The sequence below is a fragment of the Arcticibacter sp. MXS-1 genome, assembly GCF_041902385.1.
Taxonomy (GTDB): Bacteria; Bacteroidota; Bacteroidia; order Sphingobacteriales; family Sphingobacteriaceae; genus Arcticibacter.
In genome coordinates this window covers 850,357-875,900 of the sequence record NZ_CP169244.1, presented here as the reverse complement: position 1 = coordinate 875,900, position 25,544 = coordinate 850,357, and the positions used below count along the sequence as shown (strand labels likewise).

General features: G+C 49.0%; 21 protein-coding genes and 1 pseudogene. 13 read left to right on the top strand and 9 right to left on the bottom strand.

Features of this window, described 5'->3' with window-relative positions; translation table 11 throughout:
• Positions 1 to 3 precede the first annotated feature (3 nt).
• The gene (gene mutL, locus ACES2C_RS03635; protein WP_374165652.1) at positions 4 to 1,857 is read right to left on the bottom strand and encodes a DNA mismatch repair endonuclease MutL; all 1,854 of its coding nucleotides are present in this window, start codon (positions 1,855 to 1,857) and stop codon (positions 4 to 6) included.
• 482 nt (positions 1,858 to 2,339) lie between these two features.
• Between mutL and ACES2C_RS03630 the strand changes: the two genes are divergently transcribed.
• The 3 genes from ACES2C_RS03630 (at position 2,340) to bshA (ending at position 5,382) form a co-directional block, all read left to right on the top strand.
• A complete protein-coding gene (locus ACES2C_RS03630) occupies positions 2,340 to 3,479 on the top strand; it encodes a serine hydrolase domain-containing protein (RefSeq protein ID WP_374165651.1) in 1,140 nt (379 codons plus the stop codon).
• Entirely contained in the window at positions 3,434 to 4,165 is a 732-nt protein-coding gene (locus tag ACES2C_RS03625) for a serine hydrolase (protein ID WP_374165650.1), read from the top strand. The genes ACES2C_RS03630 and ACES2C_RS03625 overlap by 46 nt, the downstream gene beginning before the upstream one ends.
• A gap of 62 nt (positions 4,166 to 4,227) precedes the next feature.
• The gene (gene bshA / locus ACES2C_RS03620) at positions 4,228 to 5,382 is read left to right on the top strand and encodes an N-acetyl-alpha-D-glucosaminyl L-malate synthase BshA (protein ID WP_374165649.1); all 1,155 of its coding nucleotides are present in this window, start codon (positions 4,228 to 4,230) and stop codon (positions 5,380 to 5,382) included.
• Between the two features lie 26 nt (positions 5,383 to 5,408).
• Here bshA and ACES2C_RS03615 read toward each other — a convergent pair whose 3' ends face one another.
• Genes ACES2C_RS03615 through ACES2C_RS03605 form a run of 3 tightly spaced genes read right to left on the bottom strand, consistent with a single transcriptional unit; the run spans position 5,409 to position 9,639 of the window.
• On the bottom strand, positions 5,409 to 6,539 hold the full coding sequence (locus ACES2C_RS03615) for a lactonase family protein (protein ID WP_374165648.1): 1,131 nt from the start codon (positions 6,537 to 6,539) through the stop codon (positions 5,409 to 5,411).
• An 18-nt stretch (positions 6,540 to 6,557) separates the two neighbouring features.
• Positions 6,558 to 8,096 carry an ArnT family glycosyltransferase gene (locus tag ACES2C_RS03610; protein ID WP_374165647.1) on the bottom strand — a complete coding sequence of 513 codons (1,539 nt, stop codon included), beginning with the start codon at positions 8,094 to 8,096 and terminating at the stop codon, positions 6,558 to 6,560.
• Between the two features lie 43 nt (positions 8,097 to 8,139).
• Positions 8,140 to 9,639 (bottom strand): pseudouridine synthase, encoded by a 1,500-nt coding sequence (locus ACES2C_RS03605; RefSeq protein WP_374165646.1) that lies wholly within the window; start codon positions 9,637 to 9,639, stop codon positions 8,140 to 8,142.
• A 305-nt stretch (positions 9,640 to 9,944) separates the two neighbouring features.
• Between ACES2C_RS03605 and ACES2C_RS03600 the strand changes: the two genes are divergently transcribed.
• The 4 genes and pseudogenes from ACES2C_RS03600 (at position 9,945) to ACES2C_RS03585 (ending at position 16,446) form a co-directional block, all read left to right on the top strand.
• Complete coding sequence (locus ACES2C_RS03600; RefSeq protein ID WP_374165645.1) at positions 9,945 to 10,793, top strand: lytic transglycosylase domain-containing protein; 849 nt, start codon at positions 9,945 to 9,947, stop codon at positions 10,791 to 10,793.
• 131 nt (positions 10,794 to 10,924) lie between these two features.
• Positions 10,925 to 13,767 (top strand): annotated as a pseudogene (gene uvrA / locus ACES2C_RS03595) (excinuclease ABC subunit UvrA).
• 48 nt (positions 13,768 to 13,815) lie between these two features.
• Positions 13,816 to 14,571 carry a DUF1570 domain-containing protein gene (locus tag ACES2C_RS03590; RefSeq protein ID WP_374165644.1) on the top strand — a complete coding sequence of 252 codons (756 nt, stop codon included), beginning with the start codon at positions 13,816 to 13,818 and terminating at the stop codon, positions 14,569 to 14,571.
• A gap of 372 nt (positions 14,572 to 14,943) precedes the next feature.
• Positions 14,944 to 16,446, top strand: coding sequence for an NAD(P)H-hydrate dehydratase (locus ACES2C_RS03585; protein WP_374165643.1), 1,503 nt, complete (start codon positions 14,944 to 14,946; stop codon positions 16,444 to 16,446).
• A gap of 113 nt (positions 16,447 to 16,559) precedes the next feature.
• Here ACES2C_RS03585 and lipA read toward each other — a convergent pair whose 3' ends face one another.
• Positions 16,560 to 17,444 (bottom strand): lipoyl synthase, encoded by an 885-nt coding sequence (lipA, locus tag ACES2C_RS03580; protein ID WP_374165642.1) that lies wholly within the window; start codon positions 17,442 to 17,444, stop codon positions 16,560 to 16,562.
• Positions 17,445 to 17,578: 134 nt separating this feature from the next.
• Between lipA and ACES2C_RS03575 the strand changes: the two genes are divergently transcribed.
• On the top strand, positions 17,579 to 17,983 hold the full coding sequence (locus ACES2C_RS03575; RefSeq protein ID WP_374165641.1) for an OsmC family protein: 405 nt from the start codon (positions 17,579 to 17,581) through the stop codon (positions 17,981 to 17,983).
• Between the two features lie 32 nt (positions 17,984 to 18,015).
• Here ACES2C_RS03575 and ytxJ read toward each other — a convergent pair whose 3' ends face one another.
• The 3 genes from ytxJ to ACES2C_RS03560 form a co-directional block, all read right to left on the bottom strand.
• Positions 18,016 to 18,345 carry a bacillithiol system redox-active protein YtxJ gene (ytxJ, locus tag ACES2C_RS03570; RefSeq protein ID WP_374165640.1) on the bottom strand — a complete coding sequence of 110 codons (330 nt, stop codon included), beginning with the start codon at positions 18,343 to 18,345 and terminating at the stop codon, positions 18,016 to 18,018.
• A 295-nt stretch (positions 18,346 to 18,640) separates the two neighbouring features.
• On the bottom strand, positions 18,641 to 19,138 hold the full coding sequence (gene ribH / locus ACES2C_RS03565) for a 6,7-dimethyl-8-ribityllumazine synthase (RefSeq protein WP_374165639.1): 498 nt from the start codon (positions 19,136 to 19,138) through the stop codon (positions 18,641 to 18,643).
• A gap of 84 nt (positions 19,139 to 19,222) precedes the next feature.
• Positions 19,223 to 19,900, bottom strand: coding sequence for a tetratricopeptide repeat protein (locus ACES2C_RS03560; protein ID WP_374165638.1), 678 nt, complete (start codon positions 19,898 to 19,900; stop codon positions 19,223 to 19,225).
• A gap of 172 nt (positions 19,901 to 20,072) precedes the next feature.
• Here ACES2C_RS03560 and recF point away from each other — a divergent pair, with 172 nt between their 5' ends.
• Together recF and ACES2C_RS03550 are read left to right on the top strand one after the other, a co-directional pair.
• Positions 20,073 to 21,170 (top strand): DNA replication/repair protein RecF, encoded by a 1,098-nt coding sequence (gene recF / locus ACES2C_RS03555; protein ID WP_374165637.1) that lies wholly within the window; start codon positions 20,073 to 20,075, stop codon positions 21,168 to 21,170.
• Positions 21,171 to 21,172: 2 nt separating this feature from the next.
• Positions 21,173 to 21,463 (top strand): DUF721 domain-containing protein, encoded by a 291-nt coding sequence (locus ACES2C_RS03550; RefSeq protein ID WP_374165636.1) that lies wholly within the window; start codon positions 21,173 to 21,175, stop codon positions 21,461 to 21,463.
• A gap of 94 nt (positions 21,464 to 21,557) precedes the next feature.
• On the opposite strand, the gene ACES2C_RS03545 is transcribed toward ACES2C_RS03550, so the two are convergent.
• Positions 21,558 to 21,989 carry a nucleoside-diphosphate kinase gene (locus ACES2C_RS03545; protein WP_374165635.1) on the bottom strand — a complete coding sequence of 144 codons (432 nt, stop codon included), beginning with the start codon at positions 21,987 to 21,989 and terminating at the stop codon, positions 21,558 to 21,560.
• A 159-nt stretch (positions 21,990 to 22,148) separates the two neighbouring features.
• Between ACES2C_RS03545 and ACES2C_RS03540 the strand changes: the two genes are divergently transcribed.
• The 3 genes from ACES2C_RS03540 (at position 22,149) to ACES2C_RS03530 (ending at position 25,246) form a co-directional block, all read left to right on the top strand.
• Positions 22,149 to 23,159 carry a bifunctional oligoribonuclease/PAP phosphatase NrnA gene (locus ACES2C_RS03540; RefSeq protein ID WP_374166900.1) on the top strand — a complete coding sequence of 337 codons (1,011 nt, stop codon included), beginning with the start codon at positions 22,149 to 22,151 and terminating at the stop codon, positions 23,157 to 23,159.
• Between the two features lie 8 nt (positions 23,160 to 23,167).
• Positions 23,168 to 24,139, top strand: a complete 972-nt coding sequence (locus ACES2C_RS03535) for an FKBP-type peptidyl-prolyl cis-trans isomerase (protein WP_374165634.1) — start codon at positions 23,168 to 23,170, stop codon at positions 24,137 to 24,139.
• 72 nt (positions 24,140 to 24,211) lie between these two features.
• Entirely contained in the window at positions 24,212 to 25,246 is a 1,035-nt protein-coding gene (locus tag ACES2C_RS03530; RefSeq protein WP_374165633.1) for an FKBP-type peptidyl-prolyl cis-trans isomerase, read from the top strand.
• Positions 25,247 to 25,544: the final 298 nt, after the last annotated feature.

The following is a 25,544-nucleotide window of genomic DNA, read 5'->3' as shown; positions in this document are numbered from 1 at the left end:
GCCTTATTTTTCAAATTTTTGTAAAAGCTCTTCCATTGAGTATTTGATAATAACAGGCTTGCCTGCCAGCGAGACGTTTGGCGAGTCGCACGCAAATAACTCGTCGATCAGGTTGTTCATTTCCTCCTGTGACAGCTTCGTTCCCGGCCGTATGGCCGAGTTGCGGGCGAGGGTCCTGGCCAGATTATCTCTTTTATCTAATTTCAAAAGAGTAAAGTTGTTTTTAAATCCTTCAATCAGATGCTCAAGCATTTCCACCTCGCTGACGTTCGAGCTGATATCAGCCGGAACCCCTTCCACTACAAGCGTGTTTTTGCCGAATTCGCGAATCTGGAAGCCCAGCGACTGGATGTCGGGTAACAGTTCTTTTACAAGTTCGAAGTCTACCGGGTTGAGATTAACGGTTTGCGGAAAAAGGCTTTGCTGGCTCGCTCCCTGATGTGTTTCAAGCTGAAGCAGGAAACGCTCATACAGTATTCTTTCATGCGCCGCCTGCTGATCAATCACCATAAACCCGGTCTTAATGGGAGAGATGATAAACCGGTTATGCAGCTGGAAGAAATAGCGTTCGCCGTTGTTGCTCAGTATCGGTTCATCGGCGGAGACAGCAGGGAGGTCGATTTTCTGTTGTTCTGACCTGGTGTTTTCCACGATGTCGTACAGGGAGGCCCAGTTCTTTGGAATCCCTTTCTGTTCCTCGCCGAAGCTCCTCGCATAGGCCGAAGAACGGTCGGGTTTCTTATCCGTATGGAAAGGATTAAAGTCGGGATTAAAACTGATCTGAGGGGGCACTATATCTTCCGGCGCCTTTTGAGATATCATATGACTAAAGCCGGTCTCCTGGTCAAAGTCAAGCGTAGGCGTGATATTGTACTGGCCGAGCGACCGCTTTACAGCCGAGCGCATAATGGCATAAATAGCCTTTTCGTCCTGATACTTGATCTCCGTCTTGGTCGGGTGCACATTGATGTCAATCTTGGAAGGGTCAATCTCGATGAAGAGAACGTACAGGGGATAGCTGTCATCCGGCAGCAGTTCTTCGTAGGCCGTCAGTACCGCATGATTGAGGTAGGGGTCTTTAATAAACCGCTGGTTAACAAAAAAGAACTGCTCTCCGCGGGTTTTCCTTGCATACTCGGGCTTGCCTATAAAGCCCTTCAGCTTAATGATGCTGGTATCTTCTTCGATGGGAACCAGTTTCTGGTTGTACGAGCTTCCGAGTAAATGAACAATGCGCTGCTTCAGGCTCGCCTTCGGCAAGTGAAAGAGCTCATTGTTTTCACTGTGCATCGTGAAGTGGATCTCGGGATGCGCGAGTGCCACCCTTTGAAATTCATCTATGATATGCCGCAGTTCTACGGGGTTGGCCTTTAAGAAATTCCTGCGGGCGGGCGTGTTGTAAAAGAGATTCTTAATGCAGATGCTGGTCCCGGCCGGACTCATCACCGGTTCCTGCCTGACGACTTCAGAGCCCTCAATGCACACCAGCGTTCCCAGCTCATCTTCATGTCTGCGTGTCTTCAGTTCCACCTGGGCAATAGCGGCAATGGAGGCCATAGCCTCTCCCCTGAAGCCCATCGTCCGGATCGCAAAAAGGTCTTCTGCCTTCCTGATCTTTGACGTTGCGTGTCGTTCAAAGCACATCCGGGCATCGGTGACACTCATTCCGCAACCATCATCAATGACCTGGATGAGCGATTTCCCCGCGTCCTTAATGATGAGCTGTATTTTGCCGGCCCCCGAGTCTACAGAGTTTTCTATCAGTTCTTTCACTGCCGATGCCGGTCTTTGAACTACTTCGCCTGCTGCAATCTGGTTGGCAACCGAATCAGGTAAAAGCTGTATTATATCAGACATAGTATGAGTACAAAAATAATAATAAAAAACTATAGGACTCGGGCTGCAAGGCTCCGCGGCGTTAAGTCGTCAAATAATAAAAATTATTTTGATGGCAGATACTAAAGGGGTGTTTGTTTCGTTTCTGATTTTAAATGCCTGTGAATTAAAACGTTCATCGCTACGCTGGACAGGCTGTGCACTCCATACACAGCTAACAGACACTTCTTTTGCCCTCTTTTTTCAAAATATACTTGCATTTGTCGTTTTTTATGTAGACTTTCATGTTTACAAACTCTTAATCAACAACTAATACTAATTTAACCATTTACAGAATAACAGCTCAAGCCGGCGGGCTTTTAAAAAGCAAGCCAAGTGCTGCTACTTTGTAAAAAGATGGGAAACAACACTCAAACTAACCAGGCCCGGATATTCCGGGCTTTTTTATTTTACTGGCAATTAGTTGTAGCAAACTTCGTTACTTTACCAGCGAACTTTGCTTTATGAAACTCCGTGTTAATTTATCTTCCTTCAGTCGCCTCTCTCCTTTACTATTCCTGATGCTTCTTTCGCTGAACGCCTTCAGCTTTTCCTGTATGCAACCCGAAAAGGAGTGGGTGGAGCAAATGGCGGATGCTGAAAGGTCTACAGTCCTGCTTAATAACAGTTCGGGAACTATTCCCCTGGCTGATCTGGCTAACCGAAAGATCGCCAGTCTGAATCTTGGCTCTCCTTATGCAGCCGCCTTTGATAGCGTGATGAGCCGGTATGCCGCTATTGCACGGTTCACGTCGGAGGGCTATCCCTCAGAACGTTTGAACGAGCTGGGAGCCCTGCTTAAATTCTATAACACCGTGGTGATCCAAATTCCCGGGCCGGCTCTGGCAGACTCGGTAAAGCGGAATTTCATTACAGAGCTGGCAAAAAGCCGACAGGTGCTGGCGGTCGTTTCAGGCGATCCGGCAAATCTTCGTTACCTCGAGGGGGCTGCCTTTCCTGTTATCAGCTGCCTGAGGAGTTCGGCGGTTGCTTCTGGTTTTTCGGCTCAGCTTATCTTCGGCGGTGTGGCCGCCTCAGCGCGTCTCGGTGCGGACGTGTCAGCAAGCTATAAGCGAGGGGACGGATACAGCACTAAAGTGGTGCGCCTCCGCTATTCAGTGCCTGAAGACGCAGGAATTGACAGCCGGAACTTGAAAGAGATTGATGGCATCGTGGCCGAAGCGATACGTGCTCATGCTACTCCTGGCGCGGTCGTGCTGGTAGCCAAAGACGGAAAGGTGATCTTTGAAAAGGCATACGGTTCTCATACTTATGGAGGTGAATATGTTACGAAAGCGTCGGACATCTTTGATCTGGCTTCTGTGTCGAAAATAGCTTCAACTACTATGGCGGCTATGAAGTTGTACGAGCAGGATAAGCTCCGTCTCGATACCCCAATCTCAACCTATTTCCCCCTCTCTGCCAATACCAATAAGAGTTCGCTCACGGTTCGTGAGCTGATGCTCCACGAAGGGGGCTGGTTCCCTACATTCCCTTCCATAATGCCATCCGGCCGTCCGATTTCAGCCGCGATTCTTCAGATCTTTATTCCGTTAAGGTGGCAGACAATTTCTACCTCAGGAAAGGGTATTACGAGGAGGTGATGCTCCCGCGTATGCTGGCCACGAGCCTGCGGCAAAGAGGGAAATATGAATACAGCGACCTCAGCATGTACTTCATGAAAGAGATTGTGGAGTATCTCTCTTCTGAACGGCTTGACCAGTATGTTGAAGAGCAGTTCTACGCTCCCCTGGGGATGTATACCGCGGGTTACAAGCCGCGTTTGCGCTTCGACAAGAGTCGTATTGCTCCGACTGAGAATGATACTTACTTTAGAAAGAGCCTCCTGCAGGGCTACGTGCACGATCAGGGAGCGGCACTGGCAGGAGGGGTTGCAGGACACGCCGGTGTGTTCGCTACGGCCAATGATATGGCTATCCTCTTTCAGATGTTGCTCAACGGCGGAACTTATGGTGGTACTCAATATTTCCAGCCGGCAACCGTCAGTTTGTTCACCTCCCGGCAGTCGAAAATGAGCAGGAGGGGCCTTGGCTTTGACAGGTGGGACCCCAACCGTTCTACTCATTACCCCTCTGATCTGGCCTCGCCCGAGACTTATGGGCATACCGGCTTCACCGGTACCTGTGTATGGGTCGACCCTAAATACAACCTGATCTATGTGTTTCTCTCTAACAGACTGAACGATCAGCCTGCAAATAAATTAAGCAGCATGAGGATAAGAGGCCGCATTCAGGATGTGATCTACCGCGCGATCCAGCGTAATTTGTAAAGGCCCTTCAGAATTTACGAGAGGGAAACAATCTGTTCGTCTTTTTGTCTTTAATTTGCAACATGAAGATCGGAATTGTTTGTTACCCTACTTTCGGGGGAAGCGGCGTTGTTGCAACAGAATTGGGTAAAGCCCTGGCTGATAATGGACATCAGGTTCACTTTATCACGTATAGCCAGCCGGCGCGGCTTGATTTCTTTTCCGAGAATCTGTACTACCACGAAGTATCCGTGTCGCAGTATCCATTGTTTGATTACCCTCCCTACGAGCTGGTACTGGCCAGCAAGCTGGTCGATGTAGTTCGCTTTGAGGGGCTTGAGCTGCTCCACGTTCATTATGCTATCCCCCATGCATCAGCTGCCTTTATGGCCAAGCAGATCCTGGCTACCTATGGTATCCATATTCCTGTAGTGACCACCCTGCACGGAACCGATATTACGCTGGTTGGTAAAGACGTGACGTTCAAACCTGTTGTTACCTTTTCTATCAACCAGTCGGACGGTGTAACGGCTGTTTCTGAGCATCTGCGCGAAGCTACCTACAGTCACTTCGAAATTGAGAAGGAAATAGAGGTGATCCCTAACTTTATAGACCTTGGCCGTTTTAGCCATAAGCGCAAAGATCACTTCAAGAAGGCTATTGCTCCTATGAACGAAGTTATTTTGGTGCACACCTCGAACTTCAGAAAGGTAAAGCGGGCGGCTGATGTGATCAAAGTTTTTAAAAAGGTCCAGGAAAAGATACCCTCCAAGTTGCTGATGGTAGGCGATGGTCCCGACCGGGTGAACTGTGAGCAGCTGTGCCGCGAACTGGGAGTATGTGACAACGTGCGGTTCCTGGGTAAGCAGGACGCCGTGGAGGAGATCCTCTCGGTGGCAGACTTGTTCCTGATGCCGTCCGAGTCTGAGAGCTTCGGCCTTGCGGCTCTTGAGGCAATGGCTTGTAAGGTGCCGGTGATCAGTACGAACGCCGGGGGACTGCCTGAGCTGAATGTAAACGGAGTGACAGGCTTCCTCAGTGAAGTAGGCGACGTGGCGGATATGTCGAAAAATGCAATCTATATCCTGGAAGATCGCGACCGGCTGGAATCCTTTAAGGAAAGCGCCCTCGCGCGGGCAAGGGAGTTCGACTTAAGCTTCATACTTCCGCAATATGAAGCATTTTACCGGGAGGTGCTTGAAAACAACAGCAGCAGAAAGCTGGCAGGAAGCCTTTGAGTACAGGAGGGATCCTGCCCCTCTGTTTATCTCACGAATTTGAGGCACACCGGTGCGCCCACCTTAATCCTTTCGCCTGTATCGGCTAAAAGACCGGTAGTCTTATTCCTCTTAAATACCACGATATAATCGCTGTTGTGATTGCCCGCAAGCAGATAGTTGCCTGTCGGATCGATCGCAAAATTCCGCGGGCCTTTACCCAGAGTGGACGACCGTCCTTTAAGGCTAAGCTTTCCGTTTGAGGGGTTGATTGAAAATACAGCAATGTCATTCGCATCGCCCCGGTTCGACGTATACAGGAACTTCCCGTCGGGCGATACGTGTACGTCCGCGGCTCCTGTTTTTCCTTTAAAACCCGGGTCGAGCATCGAAATGTTCTGGATTAGCTTTAATTGACCCTGCTGATACTGGAAAACGGAAACATTGCCCGACATCTCCTGAATTGAATAGGCAAATTTGCCGCTGGGATGAAAATCGAGGTGCCGGGGGCCGCTGCCTTTTGGTACTTCGGTATAGGCAGGGCTTGCAGGACTTAAGGGTTGAGCCGCACTGCTGGGGTTAAATTTGTATGAAGAGATCTGGTCTGTTCCTAAATCGCTCACGAAAACGTACTTCTGATCAGGACTGAAGACTGTAGAATGCACGTGCGGCCCTTCCTGTCTTTCCTTGTCGACACCGCTGCCTTTGTGCTGAATGGTCTGGATCGCATCGCCTATAGACCCGTCTTCCTTGATAGGGAAAACGCTTAAATTACCGCCACTGTAGTTCCCCACAATAACATGCCGCTGCGACTGGTCGGTCACAATGTAGCATGGAGCTCCGCCTTTTGAGGGCTTTTTATTCAGGAAGGTGATCGCCCCGCTCTGCTTATCAAAGGAAAAAGCGCTGACGGCAGCCTCTCCTTCATTCACTGCATAAAGGAACTTGCTGTCTTTGCTGATAGCAAGATAGGAGGGGTCACTTACTCCCGTCACCTTGTTTTTATACGTCGACTTGCCGCTCTGGCAGTCGAACTCGTAAACATATATTCCTTCGCTTGTTCCCTTGTTTGTATAGGTGCCGATCACCAGATCAAGCTTTTGTGCTTCAGCAACGTTCATAAAGACAGATCCTACAGATAAAATGATAGTAACTGCCAGGTAGTGGTATTTGTTCATAAAAACTAAGTTAGAGATTTATTGACAAAGTCTTTCTATTTCCCGGGTGCTTTGTTCCTTTTCGAGCGGAACGTAGTAAATTCTTGCTCCCTTTATTTTGGCGTGCGGGTCTTCAATCACGGCTTCAGGAAGCCGGTTACGAAGGAGAGCCGGAATGGGGCGCCCTGCGGCGGGCAAGATCAAAATAAGATAAAGTGCCTTGCGGTCGGGGGATGCCCAGTATCGGAAGCTGCTGGAGGGGCACAGAACGGGCGGAAAGGGGCTTGATCGGCAGATCGTCGAGATAGCTCCTGCCATTGCGTAGTCAGGACAGAAGATCACCGCAGCTGCCCTTTGCTCTCGCGTCAGCGAGCCCAGCACTTTGTCGGTCTTGTCGGCCAGCTCTTTCCATCCGAGCATGCTGGCATAGTATTCCGGCAGATCATGGATCTTTCCGTCATGCCACTGCAAAGGAAACCCGATCCCTGCGTCCTCTTTCATCGCCCTGAAATACAGGAGTTCGGAGGGACGTGAGAGTATGGGGACGACCGAAGGCAGTATGGTAATGCCTGTAAATGCGATCACAATCGGCAAGGACATAACCCATCTCCGTCCTGCCGTTTTTCTTTCGATAAATACTCCTCCGGCGGCCATCAGCAGAGGGAAGATACCAAAGGCATAATAAAGCTTTCCTTGCACTGCAATCAGCAGAAGGAGGAGAATTATAAAGGAGACAGCAAGAGGACGATACCGTTGGTTATCCTGTTGTGCCAGCGCGTATAAGCCGAAGGGCCAGACCAGAATAGCTGCACCGTGAGCCTGAAGCAGCTGGGCGAGGAAGACAAGAGGGGGGATGTTTGCCAGGGCGTCCCGCTGTACATCGCCAAGCTGTTCGAGGATAGGCCAGTTGTGCAGCTGCTGCCAGGCAAGATTGGGCAGAACCATTATCATGGCTATTATTGATGCCCCCAGGCAGGACCGCTGTCGCAGCAAGCTCCACCGCCGGCACACTACCAAAGCGGCAAAGAATGAGGCAATATACAGCGCAACCGCATATTTGGTCAGCAGGCCGATGCCGCAGACAAAGCCCGAAAGGAGGATGTATTTGGTGGTCCCGCCCTCCTTGAGGATGAGGACAAAGAGAAGGGAAAGTGCTGTCCAGGCTAACTGGTCGAACACCACGGGCTGAAGCATATAGCCTGTTGCCAGCAGTGCGGGGGAAAAGAGGATTGCGAGGGAGCTGATCGTCACTGCCCATCTTCTGCCGCCAAGTGAGAGGCTGATCATCCCGGCGAACCACATCATTGCTGCCCCGGCTATAGCGGGCAACAGGCGGACGCTGAAGGTGCCCGTGGCTCCCAACGTGTGCAGCAGGCGGCCTGTCACTGCAATTGCCGGAGAGGTTTCCTTGTACCCCCAGTCTAAGTGCTCAGCCAGGGTAAGATAGAAGTGCTCGTCGCCATGGAGCCCGAAGTCACGGTGGGTGCTGAGGCCTGCAAGAAGTTTCAGCAGCGCAAACAGCAGGATGATCAGCTTGCAGAGACGCTTTTCGTGTGAATATTCGGCGTTAGAGGGCACCTCTCATAAACAAGAAAGCCCCGGATTGTTCCGGAGCTTTCTGTTATTTTACGAAATGCTTTAGCTGGATAATTTCTTTCTCATCCAGATAGCGCCATCTGCCGCGTGGCAGGTCTTTCTTGGTGAGGTTGGCGTATACCACCCGGTCGAGCTTTACAACTTCGTAGCCCAGGTGTTCAAATATCCTTCTCACGATGCGGTTTTTCCCGCTGTGAATCTGGATGCCTATTTCTCTCTTGCTGCCGCCCTGGACATAGCTTACTACATCAGGCTTAATGAAACCGTCTTCCAGCTCAATCCCGAAGCCGATCTTGTTCAGATCGCCCTGGCTGAGGCTTTTGCTTAACTCAACCTGATAGATCTTGGTAACGTTGTTCCTTGGATGAGACAGTTTCTCTGCAAGATCCCCGTCATTCGTCATCAGGAGTAGTCCGGTTGTGTTGCGGTCGAGCCGGCCTACCGGATAGATCCTCTCTCTCGAAGCTTTCTCTACAAGCTGCATCACCGTCTTGCGCTCCTGAGGATCGTCTGTAGTGGTGATATAATCTTTAGGCTTGTTGAGAAGGACGTACACCATCTTTTCTCTTTTGAGGAGTTCGCCATTATAGCGGATCTCGTCTTTTGCCGGATTTACCTTGTATCCCAGTTCAGAAACAGCTTCGCCGTTTACTGTAATTACTCCTGCCTCAATCAGCTCATCAGCCTTTCTTCTCGAACAGATGCCGGCATTGGCGATGTAGCGGTTTAAGCGGATAAGTTCACTGCTCTCCTTGTTTTCACTGCCTTTTCTGCCTCTCAATGTGGCAGGCTGGTCGAAATGCTCTTCCGAAGTCCATTGGCGGTTTTCACCATCCTCGTATTTACGTCTTCCTGCGGGGCGTCTGTCAGAGCGGCCTCCCTGGAAATCGCGGCGGGAGTCTTTCCTGTCAGACTGGTATGGGCGTTTTTCAAAACCTCCCTCATCCCGGCGTGGCCGGCCTCCGTAGTCGCTGCGCGAATCTTTCCTGTTGGGCCTGTACTCACCGCGGTCTCTGCTTTCGCCAAACGGCTTTCTCTCTCTGCCTTCACCAAATGGCTTTCTTTCTCTGCCTTCGCCGAATGACTTTCTCTCTCTCCCTTCAGAAAATGGCTTACGCTCACTGCTGCTTCCGAAAGATCCCCGTTCGCGACCCTCAGATGACGACCGTCTGTCGCCGCCAAATCCGGGCTTTCTAAAAGGTTTGCCATAAGATCCCTCTTTTCTGTCTCCTTCTGATCGTCTTTCACCAGCTTCTCTGTACGGTCTTGCGCTTCTTGCCTGATCGCCGAAAGCACCTCTTTCATCGCGTCCGGCTGAACGTCCTTTATCAAATCTCCTGTCGTCGCCTGAACTAAAGCCAGCTCCCCTGCGCCGGTCGTCTCCTGCGGCTTTTCGCCCGCCCTCAAACTTTTTAGGGGTTCCGCTGTTTGTTCTTCTCGGCCGTTCGTTTTTAGAGCCGCTCTCGAAACGATTGTTTTTTAAGGACTTGTCTTCCCGACTGTTCCTGCTGTTTTTGTATGGCATGATAATGCTAATAACCTTTTTGAAATGGGGTGCAAAGATAGTCAATTAAACGTTAAAAGCTTGAATCTGTTTAATTTATTTTTAGTCGGGGACTTGCTTACCAGGACTGAAACCGTGCTTCCGAAAGGGCGCCATCAGGCCTCAATAAGGGGCGGCTTTAATGCAGTAAATACAGCCGGGAAAAACAGTGTTTTAACCGATATTAATGTCTTGATACTGAGGGGTTAATATGTAAGTGCTTGGAAATTAGATATATATTGTTTACCTTTGAAATTCTTTTTTGTTTAACTTTAAGAAAGGAACGCATGATTAAGAAACATTTGATCGCGTGTTCTGTGATTCTTTTGCTGATCATATCGTCTAAGATATGGATGAAACGGGACCCGCAGACACCAATTATTTCGTTTCCACAACCGGTGGATTTCCCTTCTCCCCAGGAACAGAAAGTGACATCTCCAAAGGCGAAGTTCAGCTTTGCCAACGAAAAGGTACCCCTGCATAATAAAAAGGTAGCCTGGAAGATGGACAAGTACTTGAAAAAGAATAGCTACAAGCATATTCAGACAGACAGGCTTCATTCTAAAGCCAAAGAGTGGTTTCCGGTTATCGAACCCATTCTTGCCCGACACGGAATCCCCGAGGATTTTAAATACATTCCGCTGGTAGAAAGCGGTCTTATGTGGGGCACCTCACACCGCGGAGCTGCGGGTTACTGGCAGTTCATGCCGCATACCGCACGGACCTACGGACTAAAAATAACGCGGTCTGTAGATGAGCGTAATGATTTGCGTAAGTCAACACTTGCCGCGTGCCGCTATCTGAAAGAGCTGCACGCCATTTTTAAGAACTGGACGCTCGTTGCCGCTGCTTATAACATTGGGGAGAATAGTTTAAAGCAGCATATCTCACGACAGGGACATCGCAACTACTTTAAAATGAGGCTGAACAGGGAAACAGCCTCTTACATCTACAAGCTGGTCTCCATGAAGGAGATCATTGAACATCCCGTTAAGTATGGGTATTCAGCCAGGAACAGACGGCTGCTGGCCCGAAAGGAGGAAAGCGTGAAAGCTCCGTTCCATGAGTTCATGAGCGCCGAGCAGGAACAAAAGGCGGTTAAAGCCTTTTCTATTCTGCAATCCAACTCCATGTAGCTGATGGGAAGCAAAGGCCCATGCAGGCGGCCTTTGCTTTGGTCATACAAAAGAAATGTTGGCGTTTTTCTGCTTGATTCTTCCTCCTATTACCCGATCTTTACAGGAATTTTTTGACAGGTATAAAATTGATGGACAAAAATACACCAGACCTTGGGGAACAGAGTGAAGTTGAAGTGTTTGGAGCCAGGGTTCATAATCTAAAAAATATTGACGTCTCTTTTCCGCGTAACAAGCTCGTGGTGATCACAGGCCTGAGCGGAAGCGGGAAGTCGTCACTTGCCTTTGATACCATTTACGCTGAGGGGCAACGCCGCTACATGGAGACCTTCAGCGCGTATTCCCGCCAGTTCCTTGGAGGGATGGAGCGGCCTGACGTCGACAAGATCTCCGGCTTAAGCCCCGTTATCGCCATTGAGCAAAAGACCACCTCAAAGAATCCGCGCTCGACTGTAGGCACCATTACGGAGATCTACGATTTCATGCGTCTGCTTTTCGCCCGAACCGGGGAGGCTTACTCCTATGTAACCGGGCAGAAGATGGAGCGCATGTCTGAAGATCAGATGCTGCGGAATATCCTGCAGCAGTTCGATGGTAAGCCGGTCAATGTGCTGGCTCCGGTAGTCAAGGGAAGAAAGGGACATTACCGCGAGCTGTTTGAGCAGATCCGCAAGCAGGGTTACCTGAAGGTGAGAGTCGACGGGGAGATCGTAGATCTGGTACCGAAGATGCAGGTTGACCGCTATAAGATCCACGACATTGAAATGGTGATCGACCGCCTGGTGGTGAGCGAGAAAGATACCAAGCGACTTTACAGTTCTATCCAGACCGCGCTGAAAACATCGAAAGGGATTATTAAGTTGTCAGATCAGGATAACAACGAATTCTTTTTCAGCCGCTATCTGATGGACCCCGTTTCGGGGATCTCTTACGATGAGCCCCAGCCTAATACGTTTTCTTTCAATTCACCCTACGGCGCATGCGAAAAGTGCGACGGACTGGGGTATATCTATGAGATTGAAGAGTCGTCGGTTATCCCGAATCCCAAGCTCAGCATTCTGCAGGGAGGACTGGCTCCACTCGGAGAGTACCGCGAAACCTGGATGTTTCAGGTGTTGAAAGCGCTGGCCAAGAAGTACGGTTTTTCTTTATCTGCTCCGATTGAGAAGATGCCCCGCGAAATCCTGGATATCATCCTCAACGGTTCAGACGAAATGCTTACAGTGCCTGTAGAGTACAACAAGTGGAATGTTCAGAACTACCAGATCACCTTTGAGGGGATCATCAAAATGCTGGAGGAGCAGACAGAACGCAGAGGTGAAGATGCGGCCGATGATCTTGAAAACTTCCGGGTGCTCAAGACCTGTCCCGTTTGTCATGGCGCCAGGTTAAAAAAGGAATCGCTGCACTTTAAAGTGTCAGAGAAGAATATCTTCGAGCTGGCAAGCATGGATATAGGTCAGCTTGCTTCCTGGTTTGAGGGTATTGAAGACAGGCTGTCGGAGCGGCAGAACGTCATTGCAAAGGAAATCCTGAAGGAGATCCGTGCACGTATCGGCTTCCTTCTCGATGTAGGCCTTAGCTACCTCACTCTTGACCGGACGGCGAGGACGCTCTCTGGCGGAGAAGCACAGCGTATCCGTCTGGCTACCCAGATCGGCTCCCAGCTGGTCAACGTGCTGTATATCCTGGACGAGCCCAGCATCGGCCTTCACCAGCGCGATAACGCAAGGCTCATAGCTGCTCTAAAGAACCTGCGGGATATCGGGAACTCGGTACTGGTGGTAGAACACGATAAAGATATGATTCTGGAAGCCGACCATGTTATTGACATGGGACCTGCAGCCGGAGTACACGGCGGCGAAGTGGTGGCAGAAGGTGAACCCTCAGCCATCAGAAAGGCCAGCACCCTTACAACCGCCTACCTCAGCGGAGAACGCGAAATAGCAATTCCGGCTGAAAGGAGAAAAGGGAATGGCAAGTCGCTGATCCTGAAAAATGCGACCGGCAATAACCTCAGGAACGTGACCGCAGAGTTTCCCCTCGGGAAGTTTATCTGCATCACAGGCGTGTCGGGCAGCGGAAAGTCCACTTTAATTACAGAGACGCTTTACCCGATCCTTAATCACCATTTTTTCAGAGCAAAAAAGCATCCGCTTCCCTATAAGAAGATTGAGGGCCTCGAGCATATAGACAAGGTAATAGAGATCGATCAGACTCCTATCGGCCGTACGCCGCGCTCTAATCCCTCTACCTATACCGGGGTCTTCTCCGATATCCGCAACTTGTTTGTACAGTTGCCTGAAGCAAAGATACGTGGATACAAGCCGGGACGCTTCTCGTTCAATGTGAAAGGGGGCGGTGCGAGACCTGCCAGGGAGCCGGAATGAAAGTCATTGAAATGAACTTTCTTCCCGACGTGCAGGTGCCATGCGAAGAGTGCCAGGGTAAACGCTATAACCGGGAGACCCTGGAAGTGCGGTATCGCGGAAAGTCTATCAGCGACGTGCTGGACATGAGCATTGAGGAGGCCGTTGGATTTTTTGAAGCCATTCCTTCCATCTACCGGAAAATTAAGACCTTGCACGACGTTGGTCTTGGCTACATTAAGCTGGGACAATCGTCTACTACACTTTCGGGAGGGGAGGCACAGCGTGTCAAACTTGCTACTGAACTTTCCAAGAAAGATACCGGGAAGACGTTTTATATCCTCGATGAGCCGACTACCGGACTCCACTTTGAAGATATCAACGTGCTGCTCGGGGTATTGAACAGACTGGTGGATGATGGAAACACGGTCCTGGTTATTGAACATAATCTCGACGTGGTGAAAGTAGCGGACTGGGTGATCGATCTGGGGCCTGAAGGAGGTGCCGGCGGAGGGCAAATACTCTTTGCGGGACCACCGGAGAAGCTGACTAAAGTGGAGGAGAGCTTCACGGGCAAGTTCCTGAAAATAGAAATGCAGCGATAACCGGGTCGGCCAATCTTGAGCCGGCCCCATCTTACTAAACCTTCTTTTATGAGACTATTAAGAGTATGCTTAATGCTATTGCTGCTGATGGGCGGGGCCCCTGTGTTTGCTCAAAAGCTCGTGCTCAACACAGTAGGTTTCAAACTCAGTGAGGAACAGCGTTCACAAATTCAGATGCTGGCGGAGTATGAAGCCAGCCTCTATAACGGGCTCTTCAGCACCACCAGAAACGACAGCCTTCAGATTTACCTGAACATGTATCAACGCTTCAGCGACTATAAAAAGATCAGTCAGGATGCGGGGGGACGTCTCATATCAGCTACCGGTTTCTACTCGCCCTCTCTCAGGCAGGTGTTCATCTATAAACACGACGAGTTTATGCGCACGCTCGTGCATGAGATGAGCCACTGCTTCATGCATCACAATGTGAAATCGGTCCCCAGATGGCTGAACGAAGGTGTTGCTGTCTTTTTCGAATCAATGGAGGTACGATACAATACGGTTGAAGTATCGGTGCAGAGAGACCGGCTTGGAGCAGTCAGGAAGTATATTGCCGGCGATAATCTTGATCTGTCCGCTTTTCTGCAGCTGCCCTTGTCGGCCTGGCAGGATAAGTCAAAGCTCGACTATCTTTACAATGTCTCCTACAGCATCGTTTTCTACCTGATGAAAAGCAACCCTGCCTATGCCAGGCAGCTCATACTGGAGCTCAGTAAAAGGAAGAGCTCGGTGGAGGCCATTGAATCATTACCCTACGGCGACCTTGCGCAATTTGAAAGACGTTACAAGCTTTTCTACAGATAGGAGTAAGGGTGTCGCTCCGCACTGGCATGGCCCGTACCCGTCCCCACCCTGTTGCGGGAATTGAAAGGGACAGAACCGACTCAGGACCGAGTCAGGACCGACTCAGGACCGAGTCTGCACCGAGTCGAATCGGTCTCATCCCGGTCTTTGTACGTTCTTGTCTTCTGGCTGATTTTGTTCCGGGACGCACCGTTCTCTGACCTGGGTCGCGTCAGTCTCCAGGGGGAAGAGCGCATAGCTGGAGGTGTCTCCTCCTTACAGAAAGAGCGGATTAGCAAGCAGGAGTTTCAGACGCCGCAAAAAAACATACGCGCAGTTATTGCGTATTGTAACAAGGTGAAATTGGCCGGGAACAATTAGTATGTTTGAACTATGTTGAAATTGCTTACAGCACAGCAAATGAGAGAAGCGGACGCTTATACTATAGCGTCAAAGGGGATCTCATCAATAGATCTGATGGAAGCGGCGTCAAAAGCTTTCGTTGCACTTTTTAAAGAAGAATATCCGGACCGGAACCTAAGTATTGCAGTGTATTGCGGTACAGGTAACAACGGGGGCGACGGCCTTGCCATTGCCCGCCTATTGTATTCGGCCGGGTACAACAGCGTTCAGGTCGTAATTGCCAGGTTCTCAGAACGCACAACAGGCGACTTCGAGATCAACTATCGTCGTTTAGCCCAATTGCCAGGCCTCGCGCTCAGGGAGCTGAAGAGCGCTTCCGACATACAGGAGGAACCGGCGTCGGTCATCATCGACGCACTCTTAGGTTCTGGCCTCAACAAGCCTTTGTCGGATCAGTGGAAAGAGCTGGTGGCCTGGCTAAACCGGCAGGAGAAAACCGTGATAGCCGTTGATGTCCCTGCCGGGCTTCCCTCTGAAGGGCCGGTGAATAAGGAAGACACGGTACTAAAAGCAGATCTGGCGATCTCGTTCCAGCGTCCCAAAATTAATTTTCTGCTTCCCGACTCTGCATCGCATGTGCGCGATTTCAGGGTGGCGGATATCGGTCTTGATGAGGCCTTTATTCAGAAGTGCGGGGGACCTTATTATTTGACAGAGGAAAGCGATGTCAGGAGCCGGTTAAAGGCGCGGGAGCGATTCTCCCACAAAGGAACCTTTGGTCATGCCCTGCTTGTAGCAGGTGCGCCTGAAACCATGGGAGCCGCATTACTGGCCTCAAGGGCCTGTTTGAATGCCGGTGCCGGACTGACCACTGCCTGCATTCCGTCAAGCGGATTGACGGCCCTCAATACTGCTGCCCCCGAGATAATGGCACTGCTGAGAGAGGAACCTTTCTTGCAGGGATCTGTTGACTGGGGCAGGTATCAGGCTGTAGGTGTCGGCCCCGGCTTAGGTACCGGACGGTCTGGCCTGGCTGCTCTGGAGGCGGTTCTTAAGAGTTTTCAAAAGCCTGTTGTGTTCGACGCCGATGCACTGAACCTCTTAGCGGCCAACTACGAACTGATGCAGCAGGTGCCGGAAGGATCGGTGTTTACCCCTCATCTGAAAGAGTTCGACCGCCTTTTTGGAAAGCATAGTAACTGGTGGTCGCGCATAGAAACGGGGATAGACAGGGCGGCAACACTGGGCTGTACCATTGTGCTGAAAAACAGGTATACTATTGTCTTCACTCCTGAGGGGAGCTGTTTTTTCAACCCCACTGGCGGGCCTTCAATGTCGACAGGAGGTATGGGAGATGTTCTCACCGGGGTCATCACCTCCTTTATAGCGCAGGGATATGAGCCGGCCGCCGCTGCCTTGCTCGGCGTTTATGTCCATGGAGCTGCGGGCGACGCTTTGAGAGGCTATGTTGTGTCTCCTTCGAGACTGATTGATGAGCTGCCGTTAACAATGGAACGCCTCGCAAGTGCTTAGCTTGCAAGGCGCGATGTGATGCAGGTGAGGCTGTTAAACCCATTCACCTGTTATGTATTTGGATCTTTAAAGCCGGTTCATGCCCGGCATTCCTGCTGTTCCGTCGAATGCTTCTATCGTTCCTGATCAAATAAGTGCTTTTCAGCGTGATAGGAAGACCGCACCAGCGGTCCGCTTTCCACGTAGCGGAAGCCCATGTCGAGGCCGATTTCTTTATATTTTGCGAACTGGTCAGGATGGATCCAGTCGAGCACAGGATGATGGCTCTTTGTTGGCTGAAGGTACTGGCCAAGCGTCAGAATGTGAACACCTGCGTCTGCCAGATCCTGCATGGTTTCTACCACGTCTGCTTCTGTTTCGCCAAGGCCGAGCATGATGCCCGACTTTGTTCTCAGTCCGAACTCTGATATCCGTTTCAAAGCCTCCAGGCTGCGCTCATATTTTGCCTGAATACGCACCTGCCGTGTAAGTCTTTTTACCGTTTCGATATTGTGCGACATCACCTCCGGACGTTCCTGACATACCCGGTACAGGTTTTCCCATATTCCTTTAAAGTCGGGAATCAATGTTTCCATTGTGGTTTGAGGACTTTCACGCCGTATTGCTTTAATCGTTTCAGCCCATATGATGGACCCTCCGTCTTTCAGGTCGTCACGGTCAACGGAAGTGATCACAGCATGTTTTACATTCATCAATTTGATCGAGCTCGCCACCCGGTTAGGTTCATCCATATCGACCGCATGAGGACGGCCAGTCGCAACGGCGCAGAATGAGCACGAGCGGGTACATATATTTCCCAGGATCATGAACGTAGCGGTACCCGCGCCCCAGCACTCTCCCATGTTCGGACAGTTTCCGCTTTCACAGATGGTGTGGAGTTTGTGAGTGTCTACCAGTCCCCTAACGTTTGCATATTCTTTCCCTACAGGCAATTTAACCCGAAGCCAGTTTGGTCTTCTCTGAGTCTGGCTTGCAGGAACTACAGGCAATTCAATCATAGTGACAAAGGTAGCTATTTAGTTCTGACATAGTGAGACCCGGTCTGCACAATTTGACACTGTGCTTATGAAAAGGGGAGCGGGCTGCGCAGCTCATGAATGTTTTTTATAACTTTAGCCACTTCTAACGAAAAATGGCTACATCAGAAATTATTTACAAGGGCGACCTGCGGACCGAGGCAACCCACTTACAATCGGGCGAAAAGATCATAACCGATGCGCCAGTCGACAATCAGGGCAAGGGGCAGGCTTTTTCTCCAACCGACCTGCTGGCTACTTCACTCGGCAGCTGTATGCTGACCATCATGGGCATTGCGGCACGGGAACGCGGCATCGACCTTGACGGAATCGGCTGTTCTGTAACCAAAATCATGGGGACAGATCCCCGCCGTGTGACAGAACTCCACGTATCCTTTGATTTGAAAGGAAGGGACTTCAGCGACAAAGAAAAAGCGGTGCTCGAACACGCCGCAAAAACCTGCCCTGTGTTTTATAGTCTCCATCCCGAAATCAGGAAAGAGATAACCTTTCAGTATTGATCAGGAAGCCAGGGGTTTGAGCGGCTGATGGATCACTCCATCAGCGTGGCGGTCACTTCAGCAGAAATTTCACCGTGCGAGGCGTCGTAGACACATTCTCCGTCTTTGAGGAGTAATAGCTGCGGCGACTCATGCCGGATGCCGAAGGTTTCGGCAATAGCAGCGGAGATATCGCGGTGACTAAGCAGATCTAAAAAGTATACAGGGGTGTCGGGAGGCAAGGCACTCCAATCCTGTTCAAACTTTCTTTTGACCATCATGCTGATTGAGCAGCGGGTGCTGTGTTTAAAAAGGATATTATACCCCTTCGCCGTCTTTATTTCCTGTAATTGTTCTAATCTTTCAAGAGGTTTCCAATTCATAGTAGTAGACTTGTTGAAATGAGAGCGAATATTGTTCCAAAAGGACATTGGCAGGTACTTTTTTAGTTTTTCCTGTCTGACCTTATCCTCTTCTTGACTTCGGATAAGAGTTATAGGCCGGACATGTTTTTGATGAACATGATTCGAACACTACACTCACAGAGATCAATAAGAGCAGGCCTACGATAAATTTCTTCATTTGTAAATAATTTTGATGCAATTGTCTAGCTTTTACGGATAAAATCTCTTTTGGTTGCGCAGCTACTGGTATAAAAGACAAGAAAAAAATATGATGTTAATCTGCACACAGCGTTGTATGAAGAGCGGCCATTAAAAGAGCCGTAGCAGCGGCTTCTTCGCCCTTATTTCCATGTTTGCCTCCTGCGCGCTCACGTGCTTGTGTCTCGTCGTTTGTTGTCAATACGCCAAAAATAACGGGAATGTGGTGTTTCAGTCCTGCGTTGGCCAGTCCGTTTGCCACGGCGTCGCAGATATAATCAAAATGGGGCGTTTCGCCCTTGATTACGCAGCCAAGGCAAATAACGGCATCGACTTTCTTGTTTCTCATCACCATGTCGGCTCCGGAGATCAGTTCATAGCTTCCCGGAACAGTTACGGATAAAATGTTTTGGGGCAACACGTCCTGCCTGATCAGGAGCTCATAAGCACCTTCGTATAGCTTCCCTGTGATGTCAGCGTTCCACTGAGCGGTAACAATAGCGAAGCGGTAAGACTTCCCCGAGGGGATGGTCGTATGTGAAAAATCGGATAGGCTTTTAAGATTGGTTGCCATACTGATGATGTTTTAAAACAAGAAGTGGTAAATAACAATATGTTCTCTTCATACTGTCATTTACCACTTTAAAAGTTGATTTCTTTATTGATGTGCTTCAGCGCGGGCAATATAAGCGTCGATAACTGACGCTTCATAGCTGTTAGGATAGTTATCCTTTATCTTATTATACGCTTCTGCCGCAGCTTTAAAATCTTTCTGTTCTTCGTAAACCAGTCCCAGTTTCTTTAAGAAAAGAGGGGCGGTGAAGGCGTTCTCAGATTTGTCGGATGCTTTTTTATAGTAAGTGATTGCCTGATCGTAATCTTTTAACTCGGTGTAGGCATCGCCAAGCATTCCAAGAACAAGAGGATCAATGACCGGACTGCCGGTGCTGCTGTAGTTGCCGAGGGCATCTATCGCTTTCTGGAACTGGCCTTTTTTCAGATACAAGCCTCCCAGATAGGCGTTTGCAAGGTTTGCTGATTTAGTATTTGAATATTCCTCAGCAATCTTTTCGAAGCCGGGGTAAGAGCCATCTCCCTTTATTGCTCTATCTGTAAGAGAGTCGACAGCAGCATACTCTTCTGCTTTAAACATCTCATTTGCTGCTTTTTCTGCGCGGGGGGCAAGATAGAATTTCTGGTATCCAAAATAAAGTAATACAAGTGCAACTATTGCTCCGCCGATAAATGCCAGGCTTTTTCTATTCTCCTGCACAAAATTACCGGTAACAGCCGGCTTGCCAGACGGTGTAGTAGTATCTTTTTGATTATTCGCCATTTGCGTGATATTGAAGTTTGCAAAAATACATTTTTAAGAGATACTGTCAAGGGAAAAACAGGAGCTTTTGGCCGTACAGCTGATGAAGATGCCTGCTATGCAGGGACGGGAATGATGTAAAGGGCTGCCGAGGGCAATTCCCCAAATAAAAGGCTTAACTTTGGGGTGTTCTATGTGGCTGAAAAGGATTGCACTTTTAAATTTTAAGAACTACGAAGAAGCGGGTCTGGAACTTGCTCCCGGGGTTAACGCCTTTACCGGCGACAATGGGGCAGGAAAAACGAACCTGCTTGATGCGATTCATTACCTGTCGCTCTGTAAAAGCTATTTTAATCCGATCGATTCTCAGCAGATCAGGACAGGGACCGACTTTTTTCTCTTGCAGGGAACCTTCGACAAGGAAGGGAAAGAGGAGCTGGTGGCCTGTTCGCTGAAACGCAATCAGAAGAAGCAGTTCAAGCGCAACAAGAAAGAATACCAGCGGCTGGCCGAGCACATCGGGCACTTTCCTCTGGTGATGATCTCTCCTTATGACGTCAGCATCATCATTGAGGGGAGCGAGGAGCGCCGGCGCTTTATTGATAATGTCATTTCGCAGACAGATCCCCTCTATCTGGATGAACTGATCAGTTACAATAAAAATTTGCTTAACAGGAATGCCCTGTTGAAGACAATTGCTGACACCGGGCGTTACGATCCCGACCTGCTTGAGATATACAACGAGCAGCTTGTTGCTTCGGGCAATGTCATCTTCGGGAAACGAAAGGAATTTATGGATGCATTTCTTCCTGTGTTCCGGCAACATTACCGGTACATCAGCGGTGATGCCGAGGAGACGGAACTCGTTTACGAGTCGCCCCTGCTGAAGGAGGACTTTGCATCGTTGCTTAAGAAGAACACCGAGAGAGACCGCCTGATGGAAAGGACGACAATGGGGATTCACAAAGACGATCTTCTGTTCTCGGTCAATGGCATGGCCATGAAGAAGTTTGGCTCTCAGGGGCAGCAAAAGTCTTTTTTAATTGCCCTGAAGCTTGCGCAGTACACCTTCCTGCAGGAGAACAAGGGATTTAAACCCATTCTTCTTCTCGATGATATTTTTGACAAGCTGGATGAGAAGCGGATAAAAAAGCTGATGCAGATGGTCTCGCATGAGGACTTCGGACAGATCTTTATTACTGATACCAACCGGGAGAGAATTGAGACGATATTCGACGCTATTGGCGTTAAACCTGCTATTTTTGCTGTAGAAAAAGGAACAGTACAATAACCATGGGCCGTACAAACGATAAATCACTGAAAGAGGCAATTGAGCAGATGCTCCAGGTTTATAAGCTTAAACGTAAGTTTGACGAAACCTCCCTTATTGTTGCCTGGCCTGAAATGATGGGTAAAGCCGTAGCGAACAGAACCAGTAAGTTGTACATCCGCGATCGGAAACTGTTCATCAAGGTTGATTCATCCGTTCTCAAGAATGAACTTGTGATGATCAGGACACACATTCTGGACCGCATGAATGAGCGGGCAGGGGCGAAGGTGCTGGATGAAGTTGTTTTTTTATAAGCAAGGGGAGTTGTCCCGTATATCTGAAAACGAAGAGAGGCCGCACTATACCAGCGCGGCCTCTCTTCGTAAATTTTTGCCCTGTTGCCAGGGATTAAAGGAAGTCAGGATGTCTTTCCAGTCCTGAAAAGAAGAAGCTTGCTTCCAGTTCCGCGTTCTCATTTGAGTCAGATCCGTGCACAGCATTTTCCTGAATAGAAGAAGCATACTTAGCGCGTATGGTCCCTGCGTCTGCCTTTGAAGGATCGGTAGCGCCGATCAGCTTGCGGAAATCTTCGACTGCATTTTCTTTTTCAAGTACAGCAGCAACGATAGGTCCTGAGCTCATGAAAGCCACCAGGTCGTTGAAGAAAGGTCTTTCCTTGTGGATCTGATAAAAAATTCCTGCTGTTTCAGGAGTAAGGCGAAGGTGCTTGATAGCTACCAGTCTGAACCCTGCCTTGATCATGTCGTCCAAGATTGCACCCGTATGGCCGGCCTTAACAGCATCCGGCTTAATCATTGTAAATGTAGTAGTTGTATTCATGGTTAAAATAATTGCTCCAAAGATAAGCTTTTCATGTCGCTTGCCGAAATCTGGAGCTAGCGTATTGAAAATCATAGTTATATACATAGGAAAAAGACCTTTGTTTTTGATTTTATAACCTCATTGTTTTTAATAGCTTTGCATTTCTTTTGACTTATGATGCTCGACTTAACAGCACTGAAAGAAATATTAGCGTATCCAAGGCACATCGTGATCACTACACATCATAAGCCTGACGGTGATGCAATGGGCTCTTCTTTGGGGCTGTACAATTATCTGGTGCAGAAAGGGCATCATGTAAAGGTGATCACACCGACTGATTATCCTGTATTTTTGCACTGGCTGCCTAATAATCCGGAGGTTCTTATCTACACGGAAAAGAAGGAAGAGTCAGCGCGTTACGTTGCAGAAGCTGATCTTATTTTCTGTCTCGACTTCAATTCCTTGTCCAGAATTAATGAACTGGGAGAACGGGTGAGGGAAGCTGCGGCTAAGAAAGTGATGATTGATCATCACCTGGAGCCGGAGGATTTTGACGATTACCGTTATTGGAGCATCAATGCCTGCGCCACGGCACAGCTTGTGTACGAGTTTATTGTGAAGGAAATGAAAGAGCCTAACCTGATCAATAAAGACGTCGCTTCCTGTCTTTATACAGGTATTATGACCGATTCGGGGTCTTTTCGTTTTCCCACCACCACGTCCGCTGTTCATCTCATTGTTGCCGACCTGATTGATAAGGGTGCTGAGAATTGGAAAATTCACCAGCTTGTGTACGATAATTTTGCAGAGAACCGGCTGCGCTTTCTGGGCTATTGCCTCTTAAACAAGCTGGAAGTGCTCTCTGAATATAACACGGCAATGATCTCGGTGTCGAAAGAAGAATTGGAGCGTTTTAATATCTCGACCGGAGACACCGAGGGGCTTGTAAATTATGCCCTTACCATAAATGGCATCAGGCTTGCGGCGCTTATTATTGAGCGGGAGCAGCTGGTGAAGCTGTCGCTGCGGTCGACAGGCGACTTTCCTGCTAATGAAATATGTAAGAAGTATTTCCAGGGCGGGGGACATCGCAATGCAGCCGGCGGACAGTCGGGAGAAAGTCTTGACGCCACAGTGGCTCGCTTTAAACAACTATTGCCAGAATACAAAAGTCTTTTAATACAATAACCAAAAAAATGAAGAAAAACTTAATTGTTTTAGGGTTTGCAGTACTTGCATTATCAAGCTGTAAGCAGTTTAAAAAGGGAGAGGGTGATATGCAGTATATTATCCACGAGGATAAGGAAGGACCTGCGATCAAAGCGGGCGACTTTATCGCTTTCCAGATGATCCAGAAGACCGAGGAAGACTCCACCATGCAAAATACATACGACTACGACAGACCCATGTTTGTTGCAGAACAAAAGTCGGTTTTTAAAGGCGACATTTATGCGGCCCTCGGAATGCTGAGTGAAGGAGATAGCGCCACATTCAAGATCAACATCGATTCGTTACAGCAAAAGATGAACATGCCAAAACCTCCTAATACAAAGGGTAAGTACATGCTGTTCACCTTCAAGATCGACAAGGTTATTCCAAAAGGAAACCTGTCAGACGCGCAGTTTAACGGAAAGATCGAGCAATTCTTTAAGGCTGAATCTGCCAAGGCTAAAAACCAGGAAGCCGGAAAGATCAGCAATTACATTTCTTCAAAGAATCTGAAGCCGTCAAAGACTCCTTCTGGCTTGAACTATATCGTAGACAAGCAGGGAAATGGTCCTAAGCCAGCGGCAGGAGATACGGTGAAATTAAATTATACAGGCCGGTTCCTGACGGGCAAGATCTTCCAGACCAGTGTTGCAGAAGTAGCAAAGAAGGAAAATCAGTTTAACCCAATGGCACCTTACGAGCCGATGAAAGTGGTTGCTGGTGCGCGCGCTACTATCCCTGGATTTGATGAGGCCCTGCTGATGTTCCCTAAGGGAACCAAGGTGACTTTGATTTTGCCTTCTAAACTGGCATACGGTGAGCAGGGTAGCCCTGCAATCCCTCCTTACATGCCTTTGATCTTTGAACTTGATATCCTTGACGTAATCAAGGGAAAGCCAGGAACGCCAGCTCCGGCTATTAGTCAGCAGCCTGCTGCCCCTGCTACTCCTGCAAGATAAGAGCGGTAAGGATAGAACACAACCTTTTAATGTCATCCGGCGTAGAAACGCCGGATGACTTATAATCAGATTATGAAGTTTAAATTATTGATTGCTCTGTCGCTGGTAATAGCGAGTGTGAGTACTTTCGCGCAGGGGAATGAAGGGTTCCAGCGTTTGCCGAATGGAGTTCAGTATAAAATTTTTACGCCTAATACGGGTACCCGGATTAAGCTGAATGATGTAATTACGTTTAATTTCATTCAGAAGACGGATAAAGATTCCGTATTGTTTAGCTCTTTCGATGCAGGGCGGCCTGTTACGCTGGCGGTTCAGCCATCGAGGAATATTTCCGACCTGATGTATTTCTTTCCGTTGCTTTCAGTAAAGGACAGTGCGCTGGTCAAGGTTCCTTCCGATTCTCTGTTCACCGATTCGTCCATGCAGCGTCCTCCTTTCTTTCCGAAGGGCAGTTCTCTGCAGTTTGTGATCCGGGTCGAAAAAGTGCAGTCGATGGATCAGGCTATTGCTGAGCAGCAGCGATTAATGGATTCGCTAAAGACGGCTGAGGCGACTAAACTGGAAAAATACATTACAGATCGCGGACTGAAGATGACAAAGACGGCCTCAGGCTTGCGTTACTCGATCACCCGTCCTTCTGTTAAAGTTCGGCCTTTGGCAGGCGACACCGTACTGGTTAACTACACAGGAAGAACGCTTGACGGAAAGGTGTTTGATTCAAGTATTGAGGCAGATGCAAAGAAGGCCGGCCTTGAACAGCCAGGTCGTACGTATGAGCCGATCAGCGTAGTAGTAGGACAGGGCCAGGTTATCAAGGGATGGGATGAAGGATTATTGCTCCTGAATGAAGGATCAAAGGCGAGCTTTCTAATCCCTTCGGATCTGGCTTATGGTCCGCGCGGCGCAGGAAATGATATCGCTCCCTTTAGCTCACTGCTTTTCGATGTTGAATTGGTAAAGGTGAAGCCGGCAAAGAAGGCAGGTAGCAGCAGTGCGACTTCGGCTAAAAAGACGCCGGCTGCTGCGTTAAAGTCAAAGACAGGTACGAAGGCTCCGGCTAAAAAGACCGGCACAAAAGCACCTGTAAAAAAGGCTGTGAAAAAGTAGTATTAAAGTTAGCGGGTGCCAGCACCGCTTAAAGGATAGAAAAAGGGAGGCTGACTCATCACTGAGTTCAGCCTCCTTTTTTTATGATAGTATGCTTGTTCTTTAACGGCCGAAGAGAATATTCGAGCAACTTTCATCCCCGTTAGTGCGTGCAGTTTATGAGTGTTTTATTGTAATGTCCCAATATTGTGTCTTTTCAATGAAAGACCCATGCTTCTGGTCGCCTTTGTTTCGGTGCCGTTTCTGATTCGCTCTTCCTATTCTTCTGCTATGTTTTTTGTGCGGAATACTGTCGGGG

Bases quoted from the DNA above. Each gene is read 5' to 3' on its own strand.
- mutL (WP_374165652.1), bottom strand. From the start codon at position 1,857: ATGTCTGATATAATACAGCTTTTACCTGATTCGGTTGCCAACCAGATT.
- ACES2C_RS03630 (WP_374165651.1), top strand. From the start codon at position 2,340: ATGAAACTCCGTGTTAATTTATCTTCCTTCAGTCGCCTCTCTCCTTTA.
- bshA (WP_374165649.1), top strand. From the start codon at position 4,228: ATGAAGATCGGAATTGTTTGTTACCCTACTTTCGGGGGAAGCGGCGTT.
- ACES2C_RS03615 (WP_374165648.1), bottom strand. From the start codon at position 6,539: ATGAACAAATACCACTACCTGGCAGTTACTATCATTTTATCTGTAGGA.
- ACES2C_RS03605 (WP_374165646.1), bottom strand. From the start codon at position 9,639: ATGCCATACAAAAACAGCAGGAACAGTCGGGAAGACAAGTCCTTAAAA.
- ACES2C_RS03600 (WP_374165645.1), top strand. From the start codon at position 9,945: ATGATTAAGAAACATTTGATCGCGTGTTCTGTGATTCTTTTGCTGATC.
- ACES2C_RS03590 (WP_374165644.1), top strand. From the start codon at position 13,816: ATGAGACTATTAAGAGTATGCTTAATGCTATTGCTGCTGATGGGCGGG.
- ACES2C_RS03585 (WP_374165643.1), top strand. From the start codon at position 14,944: ATGTTGAAATTGCTTACAGCACAGCAAATGAGAGAAGCGGACGCTTAT.
- lipA (WP_374165642.1), bottom strand. From the start codon at position 17,444: ATGATTGAATTGCCTGTAGTTCCTGCAAGCCAGACTCAGAGAAGACCA.
- ACES2C_RS03575 (WP_374165641.1), top strand. From the start codon at position 17,579: ATGGCTACATCAGAAATTATTTACAAGGGCGACCTGCGGACCGAGGCA.
- ytxJ (WP_374165640.1), bottom strand. From the start codon at position 18,345: ATGAATTGGAAACCTCTTGAAAGATTAGAACAATTACAGGAAATAAAG.
- ribH (WP_374165639.1), bottom strand. From the start codon at position 19,138: ATGGCAACCAATCTTAAAAGCCTATCCGATTTTTCACATACGACCATC.
- ACES2C_RS03560 (WP_374165638.1), bottom strand. From the start codon at position 19,900: ATGGCGAATAATCAAAAAGATACTACTACACCGTCTGGCAAGCCGGCT.
- recF (WP_374165637.1), top strand. From the start codon at position 20,073: ATGTGGCTGAAAAGGATTGCACTTTTAAATTTTAAGAACTACGAAGAA.
- ACES2C_RS03550 (WP_374165636.1), top strand. From the start codon at position 21,173: ATGGGCCGTACAAACGATAAATCACTGAAAGAGGCAATTGAGCAGATG.
- ACES2C_RS03545 (WP_374165635.1), bottom strand. From the start codon at position 21,989: ATGAATACAACTACTACATTTACAATGATTAAGCCGGATGCTGTTAAG.
- ACES2C_RS03540 (WP_374166900.1), top strand. From the start codon at position 22,149: ATGCTCGACTTAACAGCACTGAAAGAAATATTAGCGTATCCAAGGCAC.
- ACES2C_RS03535 (WP_374165634.1), top strand. From the start codon at position 23,168: ATGAAGAAAAACTTAATTGTTTTAGGGTTTGCAGTACTTGCATTATCA.
- ACES2C_RS03530 (WP_374165633.1), top strand. From the start codon at position 24,212: ATGAAGTTTAAATTATTGATTGCTCTGTCGCTGGTAATAGCGAGTGTG.